Source organism: Curtobacterium sp. NPDC092190 (genome assembly GCF_044755625.1).
GTDB lineage: Bacteria > Actinomycetota > Actinomycetes > Actinomycetales > Microbacteriaceae > Curtobacterium.
The window spans coordinates 49,501-62,904 of the sequence record NZ_JBIVRJ010000006.1; the positions used below are offsets into that span (position 1 = coordinate 49,501).

A 13,404-nucleotide genomic window follows, 5' to 3' on the forward strand; every position below is an offset into this window, starting at 1 on the left:
TGCCGGTGGGCACCGTGCCTCCCGTCCTGCTGTGGACGGTCGGCCAGTCTCCACAGGTGCCGCGCGGCTCGCTCGGTGACCGCGGGACGGCACGTACCCTGACCACGATGAACCGCCTGGGAACCGCACTGCTGGCCGCCGTCGAGGCGATCGTGACGGTCGGCGTCGGCGTCGGGATCGCCCTCGTGCCGCTGACGCTGCTCTGGGGCTTCGAGTACGGGCTGCAGATCGACTGGGACGTCTTCTGGAAGGCCGCGGGCAGCGTCTGGCTCGTCGGACACGGCGTGGACGTCACGTTCCACCTCGGGACGGCCACGGCCGGCGCGTCCGGCATCGTGGGTGCGGGCGACCCCATCCACGTCACGCTCGCGGCCCTCGGCTTCGCGGTCGTCACGGCCTGGCTCGGAGGTCGGGCCGGTCGGCGGTTCGCCGAGACGGAGCACCGCACGACGGGTCTGCTCGTCGGGACCGCGGGCGTGGCCCTGCTCGGACTCGCCATCGCGTTCTCGTCCACCTCCGCCGCGACCGACCCGGTCGTCTGGCAGGCGATCGTGTTCCCGGCGCTCTGGTTCGCCGTCCCCGCACTCGTGACCGCCGAGGTCTGCCGCATCCGCCGCGGGCTGCCGGCGGACCCGCTGACCGCCCGGTTGCTCGACCAGGTCGGCCGGGTGCCCGTGCTGTGGCGCACCACCGCCGGCTTCGCCCTCCGAGCTGGCACCGCGGTGACCGCCGTCGTGGTCGCGGCCGCCGGGGTGGTCGTCGCCCTCCTGCTCGTCACCTCGTTCGCCGAGGTCATCGCCCTGTACGAGCGTTCGCATGCCGGGGTCGTCGGCGGCATCGCGCTCACCGTCGGCCAGCTCGCGTTCCTGCCCGACCTGGTCGGGTGGGCCGTCGCGTGGCTCGTCGGTCCCGGGTTCGCCATCGGCACCGGGTCGAACGTCTCGCCGATCGGCACGGTCCTCGGCCCCATCCCCGGGATCCCGGTCTTCGGCGCCCTGCCCGCCTCCGGCCACACCTTCGGCCTGCTCGGGGTGCTCGTGCCCGTCGTCGCCGGGTTCGTCGTGGCCGGACTGATGCGGCCCGGGCTCGTGCGCGCGCTCGGCTCGTCGGACAGCCCGCTTCGCCGAGCGCTCGCCGGAGCGGCCACCGGTGTCGTGGCGGGCGTGCTGACCGGGGTGGCCACGGCGCTCACGTCGGGGTCCCTCGGCCCGGGCCGACTCACCCAGGCCGGGCCGGACGGCCTGCTCGTCGGCGTGTTCGCGGCCCTCGAGGTCGGCGTGCCGGCGGCGGTGGCGCTCGCCGTGGGGAGCGACCTCGTGCGGCTGCCCGAGCGCTCCCGAGGCCGCGAGCGCTGGATCGAGGCCGACGAGGACGCTGCCGACGACGCCCGCGCCGGCTCGCTCGTCGCCGCACTCGACGAGGCCGGTGCCGGGCGCGCCTCCGCGTCCCACCGGTTCACCGTCGAGGAGGCCCACGACTCGTCGACCCGTGCTGCCGTGCCGTCGTCGGGTGCTGCCGCGGCCGCATCGGACGACCACCCGACGGAGCCGATCACCGACACCGACACCGACACCGACGCAGCGCACGACGGCGGGCGCGAGCCCGTCGCGTCGCAGAAGCCCGAGCCCGAGCCCGAGCCCGAGCTCGAGCTCGAGCTCGAGCTCGAGCACGAGCCCGTCGTCGCCCGTCGCACACCCGTCGCGGAACCGGACGACGTGCCGCTGCCGGACTGGGCGCGGACCGACGCGGTCGCCGCCGAGCGGGTCGCTCCCGCGCCGGCCGCCCCCGCCCGCAGCGGCATCAGCGGACTGCGGGACCGGCTCCGTGGCGCCGCCGACGACGTCCGCGCGCGTGCCGGCGACCTGCGCGACCGTGCCGGCGTCCTCCGCGGCCGCGTGGGCGGGACCGGCGCGGGCGGCACGAGGGACGACGGACCGCGACCGGCTGACGAGACGCTCCCGCACGCGCCCGGCACCGAGCAGCAGCCCGCCTTCCCGTGGAGCACCGAGGAGTTCGTCGCCGGCCGTGACGACGCCGACGAGCCCACCCCGGCGACGAGCGCACCGGCAGCGCCCGCGTCCGGTGGCACCCGCTGGGACCAGACCGACCAGATCGCCGACGACGAGCTGCCCTGGTGGCGCCGTCCGAAGCACGACGCCTAGCGCTCCTCGGGCCGCGCGCCGTCGGACCGGTCAGCGCTGAGCCGCGGGCCGCACGACGATCTCGTTGACGTCCACGTCGGGGCGCTCGGCCACGGCGTACTCCACGGCGCGGGCGATGGCGTCGGCGGAGACGGAGTCGGCGCGGTAGGCCTCCATCGCGGCGGCGGCCGTCGCGTCGGTGATCGTAGAGGCCAGCTCCGACTCGGTCACGCCCGGTGAGATCGTCGTCACCCGGATTCCTCGGGGCGACTCCAGGCGGAGGCCCTCGGTGATCGCCCGTGCCGCGTACTTCGTGCCGCAGTAGACGGCCGCCGTCGGCGTGACGCTGTGGGCACCGATCGACGCCATCGTCACGAAGTGGCCGGCGCCCTGCGCGAGCATCGTCGGGAGGGTCGCCGCGATGCTGTGCAGGAGCCCGCGCACGTTGACGTCGATCATCTGGTCCCACTGCTCGACCAGCCCGGAGGACAGGGGCGAGAGCGGCATCACGCCGGCGTTCGCGACCACCACGTCGATGCGCCCGAACCGTGCGGTGGCCGCGTCGGCGAACGCTTGTGTGGAGGCGAGGTCGGTGACGTCCGTCGGTACCGCCAGGGCCTGGCCGCCCGCGCCCTCGATCTCCGTCACGAGGGATTCGAGACGGTCGACCCGGCGAGCCCCCAGGACGACGGGGTGACCGGCCGAGGCGAGCCGGAGCGCGGTCGCCCTGCCGATACCGCTGGAGGCACCTGTGACGAGCACGATCTTCCGGCGTCGCAGCACCACGCCGCCGTGGTGCAGGACGTCGTCGCGGAAGTCGCCGTCCGCGGTGAAGCCGGTGTCGTCCCGGTACTCGACGTGGGCTCCGGCGACCTCGTAGCCGCCGGTGTACGCGGCCTCGCGGTCACCGCGGGCCTCGACGTACCGGCCTCCGGTGCGGAGCTCGTGACGGACGCGGCCGTCTTCCGTGACCCAGAGGCCGAGGTAGGGGTGGGGGGTGGTGGGAGTGTCGTCGTTCACGGAGCCAGCGTCCGTCTCGTGTGCAGGGCTTCCCGTGCCGGGTCGTTCCGGGGTGTGCCACGACCAGGGAGGCGGTCGCCGTCGGAACTACCCTGTCAGCGTGCCGTCGTCCTCTGCCGACCTTGCCCTGGGAGCGTACCTGCGGGCGATCCGCGGTCGTCTCTCCCCGGAGGCGCTCGGCCTGCCCTCCGGCGGGCTCCGCCGCGTGGCCGGCCTCCGGCGAGAGGAGGTGGCGGTGCTGGGTGGCCTCAGCGTCGACTACTACACGCGCCTCGAACAGGGACGCGAGATCAGCCCCGGGTCGGCGGTGCTCGACGGCATCGCCGACGGGCTCGAGCTGGAGGGCGACGAGCGCGACCACCTCTTCACCCTCGCCGGGCTCGTCCCGCCGCCGCGGCGGTCCCGCGCACCCGGCTCGGTCTCACCGGCTCTCGGTCAGCTCCTCGACTCGTGGTCCGCGCACCCGGCGTTCGTGATCGACCCGGCCCACGACGTCCTCGCAGCGAATGCCCTCGCCCGCGGCGTCCACGCACCGTTCGCCCGGTTCGACAACCTCGTCCGGATGACCTTCACCGATCCGGTTGCTCGCGACTTCCACGTGGACTGGTCGAGGACCGCGGACTCGACCGTCGCCAGTCTGCGCGCCGCGACCGCCGAGCACGGAGCCGACCCCGGCCTCCTGGCGGTCGTGGCGGAGGTGCGCGGACGCAGCGACGAGTTCGAGGAACGCTGGAGTGCGCAGCGGGTGCAGCGGAAGGCCGTGACGACCAAGCGGTTCGTGCACGGGGAGGTCGGTGGGCTGGAGTTCGACGCGCACACCTTCGCCGTGCAGGGGTCGCCGGGGCTGCAGCTGGTCGTCTACGGCTGCGCCCCGGGGTCCGCGACAGCGCAGGCGCTCCCGCTGCTGGCGATCGGCGGGGCGGTCGTCCGCCGCTAGGCTGGTCACCGTGCTCGAACTGGTCGTCCTGATCTCCGGTACCGGCTCGAACCTCCGAGCCCTGCTCGAGGCGACGACCGACGCCGAGTACCCCGCCCGCGTGGTCGCGATCGGGGCGGACCGCGATGCCGAGGGCTTGGCGCTGGGCGAGGAGTTCGGGGTCCCGACCTTCTCGGTGCCGTTCTCCCGCTTCGCCTCGCGCGACGAGTGGGGCGCCGAGCTCGCCGCCCAGATCCGGCCGTGGTCGCCGGACCTCCTCGTGCTCTCCGGCCTGATGCGCCTGCTCCCGCACGCCGTCGTGTCCGAGTTCGCCCCCGCGATCATCAACACCCACCCCGCGTACCTGCCCGAGTTCCCCGGCGCACACGGGGTCCGTGACGCCCTGGCCGCCGGCGTCGAGCAGACCGGCGCCAGCGTGATCCAGGTCGACGACGGCGTGGACACCGGCCCGATCCTGGCGCAGGAGCGGATCCCGGTGCTGCCGGACGACTCCGAGTCGACGCTGCACGACCGCATCAAGCCGGTCGAGCGCCGCCTGCTCATCCAGACCATCCTCGACATCGCCAACGGCACCACCGACCTGAAGGGCACCCCGAGCGCATGAGCGTGCACGCCGCCGACCCCAGCCTCTACCGCCACCGCGACGTCGTCCCCGTGCGGCGCGCGCTCATCTCGGTGAGCGACAAGTCCGGCCTGCTCGAGCTCGCCGGCGCCCTGGCCGACGCGGGTGTGGAGCTCGTCTCGACGGGCAGCACGGCGCAGACGATCCGCGACGCCGGGTACGCCGTCACCGACGTGTCGAGCGTGACCGGGTTCCCGGAGTCGCTGGACGGCCGCGTCAAGACCCTGCACCCTGCCGTGCACGCGGGGCTCCTCGCCGACCTGCGCCTCGAGTCGCACGAGCAGCAGCTCGCCGAGCTCGGCATCGCGGCGTTCGAGCTCGTCGTGGTGAACCTGTACCCGTTCGTCGAGACCGTCGCCTCGGGTGCCGAGGCCGCGACCGTGGTGGAGAACGTCGACATCGGCGGACCGGCGATGGTCCGCGCCTCGGCGAAGAACCACCCGAACGTCGCGATCGTCGTGTCGCCGTCGTCCTACGCCGAGGTCGTCGAGGCCGTCCGGGCCGGCGGCACCACGCTCGAACTCCGGAAGCGCCTCGCCGCCCAGGCCTTCGCCCACACGGCCTCCTACGACGCCGCCGTCGCCTCGTACTTCGCGACCGACGTCGTCGGGCAGGACGCGGCACACGTCGCCGCCCAGGCCGCCGCGCCCACGGTGACGGGCGACCTCGAGACGCCGGGCTCGTTCGACGAGACGCTCCGGCTCGAGGCCGGACTGACCGCGACGCTCCGCTACGGCGAGAACGCGCACCAGGCCGCCGCGCTCTACACGACCTCCGGCGGAGCGGGCATCGCCCAGGCGACGCAGCTGCACGGCAAGGAGATGTCGTACAACAACTACGTCGACGCCGACGCCGCCGTCCGGGCCGCGTACGACTTCGACACCCCCGCCGTCGCGATCATCAAGCACGCCAACCCGTGCGGCATCGCGACCGCCCCGGCGGACGCCGTCGACCCGATCGCGTCGGCACACGCCGCCGCCCACGCCTGCGACCCGCTGTCGGCCTTCGGCGGGGTCATCGCCGCCAACCGCCCGGTCACGAAGCAGATGGCCGAGACGGTCCGCGACATCTTCACCGAGGTGGTCGTGGCACCGGCGTTCGACCCCGAGGCGCTCGAGATCCTGTCGCAGAAGAAGAACATCCGCCTGCTCACGCTGCCGTCGGACTTCGCGCTCGCGACCCGTGAGGTCAAGCAGGTCTCCGGCGGCTTCCTCGTGCAGGACGCCGACCGCTTCACCGCGTTCGACCAGTCCACCTGGACGCTGGTGTCCGGCGAGCCCGCCGACGCCGCGACCCTGGCCGACCTGGCGTTCGCGTGGAAGGCCAGCCGCGCCGTGAAGTCGAACGCCATCCTGCTCGCCGACCAGGGCGCGAGCGTCGGCGTCGGCATGGGTCAGGTCAACCGGGTGGACTCCTGCCACCTCGCGGTGGACCGCGCCGGGGAGCGTGCCCGTGGCAGCGTCGCGGCGTCGGACGCGTTCTTCCCGTTCGCCGACGGCCTGCAGGTCCTGCTCGACGCCGGTGTCCGTGCCGTCGCGCAGCCGGGCGGCAGCGTCCGTGACGACGAGGTCATCGCGGCGGCGCATGCGGCCGGCGTGACCATGTACTTCACCGGCGAGCGTCACTTCTTCCACTGAGTCACCGGACACCGTCACGCGCTCGGATCGACGGCGTCCAACAACGCCGAGACCATTGCGCAACACGTGCGACTGTGAATAGTCTGTAAGGCTCCGCACCGCACCGGACGATCGCAACCGGATCGGCCGTGCCCGCGGACACAACGGTGACGAAGACGACGACTGGAGTGACGATGGACGCGACGACCGGAACAGTGGCGACGGCTGCCCGGACGGGTCTCGTGTCCCTCGTGGGGACCACTCCCGCCCCGCGACCCCGGACCCGGACGGCACCGCCGCTCCGGTACCCGGGCGCGGCCGCCGTCTAGCCAGGCCCCTCCCACGGCCTCGCGCCCGACGACACCGTCGGCGAGCGCGGACCACCTGCTGAGAACCCGGGGACCCGTGTCCCCGGTGCCCTCCGGCCCGGTCGACGTCACGCGAGTGGCGGCGACGGCGCGCGACCACGCGCCCGGCCGACGACCACCGCACTGCCACGCCGCGCCTCCCGGCCGGACCGCCACCCACCGACGCGACCCGTCGGCGGGCCGGACGACCCGACCGAGCGGACGCCGCACGACGCACGAGGACGCAACCGCATGTCCACAACGCCCGACCAGGCGACCCCCTCCACCGACCGCCCCTCGACCCTGCGCGCCATCGGGCGCATCTGGCCCTACGTCAGGCCGTACCGCTGGCGACTGTTCGGCGGCATGGCCGCGGCGATGGGCGCCTCGCTCGTCGCCCTGGTGATCCCGTACGTGCTCCAGTGGCTCGTCGACGGACCGCTGTCCTCGCGCGACGCCGCGCTCATCTGGCCCGCCGGACTCGGCGTGCTCGCACTCGGCGCCCTCGAGGCCTTCTTCATCGCATCCCGCCGACGGCTCGTGATGCGCCCGTCGACGCGCATCGAGACGAGCATGCGCAACGCGCTCTACGCCAAGCTCCAGGACCTGCCGGTGGCCTTCCACGACCGCTGGGAGTCCGGTCAGCTGCTGTCCCGTTCGGTGTCCGACCTGTCGCTCATCCGCCGATGGCTGGCGTTCGGTGTCGTGCTGCTCGTGGTGAACATCGTCACGATCGCGGTCGGCTTCGTCGTGCTGTTCACCTTCGGGTGGCTGCTCGGACTGATCTTCCTCGTGGCGTCGATCCCGCTGTGGATCAACGGCCTGCTGTTCGAGCGGAAGTACTCCGTCGTCGCGCGGCGCAGCCAGGATCAGGTCGGCGACCTCGCCACGAGCGTCGAGCAGTCGGTGCACGGCATCCGCGTGCTCAAGGCGTTCGGCCGCGGTCGCTTCAAGCTCGACGAGTTCAGCGAGCAGGCCGAGGCGCTCCGCGGCACCGAGATCGAGAAGGCGAAGGCCATCGCGAGCATCTGGCTGTGGCTGCTGCTCGTGCCGGACGTCGCGTTCGCGCTGTGCCTGCTCGCCGGCATCTGGCTGGCGTCGCAGGGCGAGCTGACGGTCGGACAGCTGTTCGCGTTCTTCGCGACGGCGACCGTGCTGCGGTTCCCGATCGAGTCGATCGGGTTCTTCCTGTCGATGACGTTCGACACCCGGACCGCGGTCGACCGGTTCTTCGAGGTCATGGACTCCGAGAACACGATCCAGGACCCGGCGTCACCGAGGACCATCGACGAGCCGCACGGTGCACTGTCGTTCAACGCCGTGCACTTCCGGTACCAGGACGCGACGGACGAGTACCCGGACCTGGTGGACGGCGTCGAGCTGCAGCTGCACCCGGGCGAGACCATGGCGCTCGTCGGCCTGACCGGCAGCGGCAAGACGACGCTGCTGTCCCTGGTGCCGCGGCTGTACGACGTGACCGGCGGCTCGATCACGATCGACGGCGTCGACGTCCGCGACCTCACCCGCGCGGACCTCCGTCGGCACGTCGGTGTCGCCTTCGAGGACGCCACGCTGTTCTCGACGAGCGTCCGCGACAACGTGCTGCTCGGCCGGCCCGACCTCGAGGGCGCCGAGGCCGAGCGCATCATGCGCGAGGCGCTCGACATCGCGCAGGCGTCCTTCGTCGACGACCTGCCCGAGGGCGTCGACACCCGCGTCGGCGAGGAGGGGCTGTCGCTCTCCGGCGGCCAGCGGCAGCGTCTGGCGCTCGCCCGCGCGATCGCCGCGCGGCCGTCGGTCCTGGTGCTCGACGACCCGCTGTCGGCGCTCGACGTCGACACCGAGGCGCGGGTCGAGGCCGGGCTCCGCCGCGTGCTGGCCGACACCACGTCGCTCATCGTCGCCCACCGTCCCTCGACCGTGACGCTCGCCGACCGGGTGGCGCTCATGGAGGGCGGACGCATCACCGCCGTCGGCACCCACTCGGAGCTGATGGCCACCAACGAGCACTACCGCTACGTCATCTCCTCGCTCGACGAGGACGACGCACCCGCCCGAGAGGAGGCGATGGCATGAGCCAGCAGGACCAGGTACCGCCCGTGGACACGGCAGCCGGGCCGGGAGGCCCCGATCCCGTCCTCGACGACGTCGCGGACACGAAGGCGGCCGGCCCCGTGACCGCCGCGGTCACCACGCTCGGCGTGCGCGGCGAGGAGCGCGAGGACTTCAGCAAGGCGGAGAGCAAGCGCCTGCGGCGTCGCTCCCTCGCCCTGCTCGGGTCGCTCGCGGCTCCGCTGAAGGCACGCCTCGTGCTGCTCGGCGTCGTCGTGGTGGTCTCCACCGCGGGCACCGTCGCGGGTCCCGCGCTCATCGCGTGGGGCATCGACAACGCCCTGCCCCGGGTGATGGACGAGAACGACTGGGTGCCGGCGTTCGGCGTCGTGGCGACGTACATCGTCGTCGCGGTGCTCGGCGCGGTCCTCACCGCCTGGTACACCGTGCTCGCGGCGCGGATCAGCCAGGCGATCCTGTTCGACCTGCGGAAGCGCGTGTTCCTGCACACCCAGCGGCTGTCGCTCGAGTTCCACGAGACGTACACGTCCGGCCGGATCATCTCCCGCCAGACGAGCGACCTGGACTCGATCCGCGAGCTGCTCGACTCCGGCCTGAACCAGCTCATCCAGGGCGTGCTCTACATGGTGTTCACGGGCATCGCGCTCGTGCTGCTCGACCCGACCTCCGGGCTCGTGCTCGCGGTGTCGCTCGTGCCGCTGTGGTTCCTGATCCGCTGGTTCCAGACGAACTCGCAGACCCTGTTCCGGGCCACCCGTGTGACCTCGGCGCGCGTCATCGTGCACTTCGTCGAGACCATGACCGGCATCCGGGCGGTGCAGGCGTTCCGGAAGGAGTCCCGCAACCGCGACGAGTACGGCGGCTACGTCGAGGACTACCGGGTGGCGAACACGAAGGTCTTCAACCTGTTCGGCACGTTCGACCCGGTGCTCGTCCTCATCGGCAACGCCACGCTCGCGGCCGTCGTCATCGTCGGCGGCTTCCGGATCGTGGGGGGCTCGCTCGAGGTCGGCGCGCTGCTCGCGGTCGCGCTGTACGCCAAGCGGTTCTTCGACCCGGCCCAGGAACTCGCGATGTTCTACAACGGGTACCAGTCGGCCTCGGCGGCGATGGAGAAGATCTCCGGCGTCCTCGAGGAACGCCCGTCGGTGCCCGACCCCGCGAAGCCCGTGCGGCTGCCGGACGCCACCGGCGCGATGGACTTCGACGACGTCGAGTTCGCGTACAACGCGGAGAAGGTCGTGCTCCCCGAGTTCGACCTGCACATCCCGGCGGGGCAGACCATCGCGCTCGTCGGGTCGACCGGTGCCGGGAAGTCGACGCTCGCGAAGCTCATGGCGCGGTTCTACGACCCGTCGAAGGGTTCCGTGCGGCTCGACGGCGTGGACCTGCGGGACATCGACCCGAAGGACATGCGCCGCGCGATCGTCATGGTCACGCAGGAGGCGTACCTGTTCTCCGGCTCCGTCGCGGACAACATCGCGCTCGGCAAGCCCGGGGCGACGCGGGACGAGATCGTGCGCGCGGCGAAGGCGGTCGGGGCGGACGCGTTCATCGAGGCCCTGCCCGACGGGTACGACACCGACGTGAACAAGCGCGGTGGCCGGGTGTCGGCCGGGCAGCGGCAGCTCCTGTCGTTCGCCCGGGCGTTCATCGCCGACCCGAAGGTGCTCATCCTCGACGAGGCCACGGCGTCGCTGGACATCCCGTCCGAGCGGCTCGTGCAGGAGGGCCTCGAGACCCTGCTCGCGGACCGCACCGCCGTGATCATCGCGCACCGCCTGTCGACCGTCGCGATCGCCCACCGGGTGCTCGTGATGGAGTACGGGCGGATCGTCGAGGACGGCACGCCGGACGACCTGATCGCGGGGACCGGGCGGTTCGCCCAGCTGCACGCCGCCTGGCGGGACTCGCTCGTCTGACGGACCGGGCTGCACGTGGTTTGCTGACTCCATGAGCAACGACAGCGTGCAGCCCGGCGGCGTCGCCCTGCGCGACCCCTTCTACGGGGCACCCTTCGCCGAGGCGGTCCGACGGTTCTGGCGGAAGTACACCGTGTTCACCGGACGGGCCTCCCGCTCCGAGGCCTGGTGGTGGTGGCTGACGTCGTCCGTGATCGGGCTCGTGCTCCAGCTCGTCCCGCAGGTGTTCACGCCCGGGACCCCGGTGCTCGAGAACCCGGTCGGCTCGTACCTGTTCGTGCTCTGGGGCCTGGCCACACTGATCGGGTCGCTCGCCCTCGGTGCCCGTCGGCTGCACGACGCGAACCTGTCCGGCTTCTGGCAGTTCCTGCACGTGGTCGTCGGCATCGGCTCGCTCGTGCTGCTGGTGATGTTCCTGCTGCCGCCGAACCCGAAGGGCTCGCGCTTCGACTGAGCGCTCAGAACGGGTCGTCGGCGTCTGTGGCGGGTGACCAGCGCGCCCGACGCACGTCGATCCTCCAGGCCGACGAGCCCGACGCAGCCGACGACCGTTCCACGAGCGGCGTGCCCTCGGCACGGTAGTGCTCGAGGGCCCGCGCCTCGTGCCGGACGGGCGGCAGTCCGCCGGCGCGCACCACGCGCCACCACGGCAGGTCGGCGCCCTCGCGGGCCATCACCGTGCCGACGGCGCGAGCGGCCCGCGACCCGAGGACGGCGGCGACGTCGCCGTACGTCATGACGTGTCCCGCCGGGATCAGCCGGACCACCTCGGCGACGGCGGCCCCGAAGTCCGGCTCGGCCCCGGAGTCCGGCTCGGGTCCGGACTCGGCTCCGTCCACGCCCGGTTAGAGCGCGAGGACGGCGTAGTGGTCGCCGTACTGCGTCTCACGCACGACCTCGAACCCGAGGGCGCGGAAGAACGCCTCGGGGCCGCCGTGGCCGCCCGGCTCATACACGACCGTGAGCCGCTCGAACCCGCGGCTCCGGGCCTCGTCCGCGAGACCGTGCACCGCGAAGCGGCCGACACCGCGGCCCTGCGCGTCGGCGGCGACGTTGACGCGCCAGATCGCGCTGCGGAGCTCTTCCTCGTTGTTGTCCTCGTCGAAGGTGCCGATGATCATCCCGACCACGCGGTCCCCGTCGAGCACCACGCGGGTCCACGCCGAGCTCGGCTTCACGTCGGACTCGGCGACGCCGTACGTCGTCGGCTGGACGAACTGCTCCTGCCCGGGCTTGAGCGTCAGCGAGTTGGCCGCGGCGGCGGTCGACGCGGAGAGGGCTTCGAGGCGGAGGTCCGTCATGCCGCTCAGGGTAGCGGTGCACCCCGTCCGGGTGCCAGGACGACGTGCGAAGCGTTGCAGCACCGTTGCGTGCGCACGGGCGGCGGTAGGGTCGCGGCATGGCGGAGCATCGGCGCGGGGCGAACCTGCCGTCGATCGGCGGCTTCAACCGCACCGTCGTGCTCGATGCCGTCCGCCGCTCGCCCGACGGGCTGAGCCGTGTGGAGCTCGCCGCGAGCACGGGCCTGAGCGCCCAGACGGTGTCGAACGTCACGCGCTTCCTGATCGAGGCCGGCATGATCGTCGAGTCCGGCACCGTGGTCGCCGGCCGTGGGAAGCCCCGGACGATCCTGCGGCTCGAGGCGACGAGCCGGTACGCGGTCGGTGTGCACGTCGACCCCGCGGTCGTGACGTACGTGCTCCTCGACCTCGCCGGCAGCGTGGTCGCCGAGACCACCACGTCGACGCCCTCCGCGGACGACCCCGCCGAGGTCGTCCGGACCATCGCGACCGCCGTCGACGGCCTCGTCGCGGACGCCGGTGTCGCGGCGGAGAGCGTGCTCGGCGTCGGCATCGCGAGCCCCGGGCCGATCGACGTCGACGCCGGCGTCGTGCTCGACCCGCCGTTCCTGCCCCGCTGGCGGGACGTGCCGCTGCGCGACGCGCTCGCCGAGGCGACCGGCTTCCCGGTGCTGCTCGAGAAGGACGTCACCGCGGCGGTCGTCGGCGAGATGTTCCTGGCGGGGGAGTCCTCGGCGCGGAACTTCGCCTTCGTCTACTTCGGGACGGGCTTCGGCGTCGGGCTCGTCGTCGACCACGAACCCGTCCGCGGTACCGGCTCGAACGCGGGCGACGCCGGGCACATCATGGTCGACCAGGGGGCGCTCGCGGGGACCCCCGACGGCTCCGGTCCGCGGGGTGAGGTCGGGGCCGCGGTCGCCCCGGCACGGCTGGTCGAGGTCGCGCGCGGACGCGGGCTCCGGCTGCCCGGCGCTGCTCCGGCGGGCGACGTCACCGCCGTGCAGCGGGCCTGGGACTCCCTCGGCGAGGCGATCGCGTCCGGCGACGAGGTCGCCTCGGGACTCGCGGCGGACGCCGGGACCGTCATGGGCCGGGCCGTCGTGGTCATCGTCAACCTGCTCGACGTCGACCGCGTGGTCTTCGGTGGACCGTTCTGGTCGCGCATCGCCCCGGTCGCCCTGCCGGCGGCGCGGGCCGCGATCACGGGGTCGCCGCTGCTCGTCCCGAAGCACCCGATCGCGGTCGTGGACAGCGGGCGGGGTGCGGACGTGGCGGCCGTCGGCGCCGCGTGCCTCGTGCTCGACGCGGCGCTGTCACCGCGCGCGAGCGCGCTGCTCATCCGCCGCTGACCCGTCGACGCGGGTCGACAGGAGCGGCTGGCCGACGACCCGCCGGTGACCGCGTGCCGGACGGGAGGCCCTGGGC

At 73.1% G+C, this 13,404-nt stretch carries 11 protein-coding genes; 8 read left to right on the forward strand and 3 right to left on the reverse strand.

Annotated features, from left to right (window positions below):
• Positions 1-107 precede the first annotated feature (107 nt).
• A complete protein-coding gene (locus ACIQFY_RS14325) occupies positions 108-2,162 on the forward strand; it encodes a DUF6350 family protein (RefSeq protein ID WP_400340665.1) in 2,055 nt (684 codons plus the stop codon).
• Positions 2,163-2,192: 30 nt separating this feature from the next.
• Here the strand turns inward: ACIQFY_RS14325 and ACIQFY_RS14330 are convergent, their stop codons facing one another.
• The gene (locus ACIQFY_RS14330; protein ID WP_400340667.1) at positions 2,193-3,161 is read right to left on the reverse strand and encodes an SDR family NAD(P)-dependent oxidoreductase; all 969 of its coding nucleotides are present in this window, start codon (positions 3,159-3,161) and stop codon (positions 2,193-2,195) included.
• 100 nt (positions 3,162-3,261) lie between these two features.
• Here ACIQFY_RS14330 and ACIQFY_RS14335 point away from each other — a divergent pair, with 100 nt between their 5' ends.
• The 6 genes from ACIQFY_RS14335 (at position 3,262) to ACIQFY_RS14360 (ending at position 11,132) form a co-directional block, all read left to right on the forward strand.
• Positions 3,262-4,098 (forward strand): helix-turn-helix transcriptional regulator, encoded by an 837-nt coding sequence (locus ACIQFY_RS14335; protein ID WP_066656850.1) that lies wholly within the window; start codon positions 3,262-3,264, stop codon positions 4,096-4,098.
• Positions 4,099-4,108: 10 nt separating this feature from the next.
• Positions 4,109-4,702 (forward strand): phosphoribosylglycinamide formyltransferase, encoded by a 594-nt coding sequence (purN, locus tag ACIQFY_RS14340; protein ID WP_251155224.1) that lies wholly within the window; start codon positions 4,109-4,111, stop codon positions 4,700-4,702.
• A complete protein-coding gene (purH, locus tag ACIQFY_RS14345; RefSeq protein ID WP_400340669.1) occupies positions 4,699-6,357 on the forward strand; it encodes a bifunctional phosphoribosylaminoimidazolecarboxamide formyltransferase/IMP cyclohydrolase in 1,659 nt (552 codons plus the stop codon). Before purN ends, purH begins: the two co-directional genes overlap by 4 nt.
• 578 nt (positions 6,358-6,935) lie before the next feature.
• Positions 6,936-8,759 carry an ABC transporter ATP-binding protein gene (locus ACIQFY_RS14350; RefSeq protein WP_066656843.1) on the forward strand — a complete coding sequence of 608 codons (1,824 nt, stop codon included), beginning with the start codon at positions 6,936-6,938 and terminating at the stop codon, positions 8,757-8,759.
• Positions 8,756-10,678, forward strand: a complete 1,923-nt coding sequence (locus ACIQFY_RS14355) for an ABC transporter ATP-binding protein (protein ID WP_245172345.1) — start codon at positions 8,756-8,758, stop codon at positions 10,676-10,678. Before ACIQFY_RS14350 ends, ACIQFY_RS14355 begins: the two co-directional genes overlap by 4 nt.
• 31 nt (positions 10,679-10,709) lie before the next feature.
• On the forward strand, positions 10,710-11,132 hold the full coding sequence (locus tag ACIQFY_RS14360) for a DUF805 domain-containing protein (protein WP_209685342.1): 423 nt from the start codon (positions 10,710-10,712) through the stop codon (positions 11,130-11,132).
• A 4-nt stretch (positions 11,133-11,136) separates the two neighbouring features.
• On the opposite strand, the gene ACIQFY_RS14365 is transcribed toward ACIQFY_RS14360, so the two are convergent.
• Positions 11,137-11,517, reverse strand: coding sequence for an MGMT family protein (locus tag ACIQFY_RS14365; RefSeq protein ID WP_066656839.1), 381 nt, complete (start codon positions 11,515-11,517; stop codon positions 11,137-11,139).
• 6 nt (positions 11,518-11,523) lie between these two features.
• The gene (locus tag ACIQFY_RS14370; RefSeq protein ID WP_066656837.1) at positions 11,524-11,979 is read right to left on the reverse strand and encodes a GNAT family N-acetyltransferase; all 456 of its coding nucleotides are present in this window, start codon (positions 11,977-11,979) and stop codon (positions 11,524-11,526) included.
• Positions 11,980-12,077: 98 nt separating this feature from the next.
• On the opposite strand from ACIQFY_RS14370, the gene ACIQFY_RS14375 reads away from it, so the two are divergent.
• Entirely contained in the window at positions 12,078-13,328 is a 1,251-nt protein-coding gene (locus ACIQFY_RS14375) for an ROK family protein (RefSeq protein WP_400340673.1), read from the forward strand.
• Positions 13,329-13,404 lie beyond the last annotated feature (76 nt).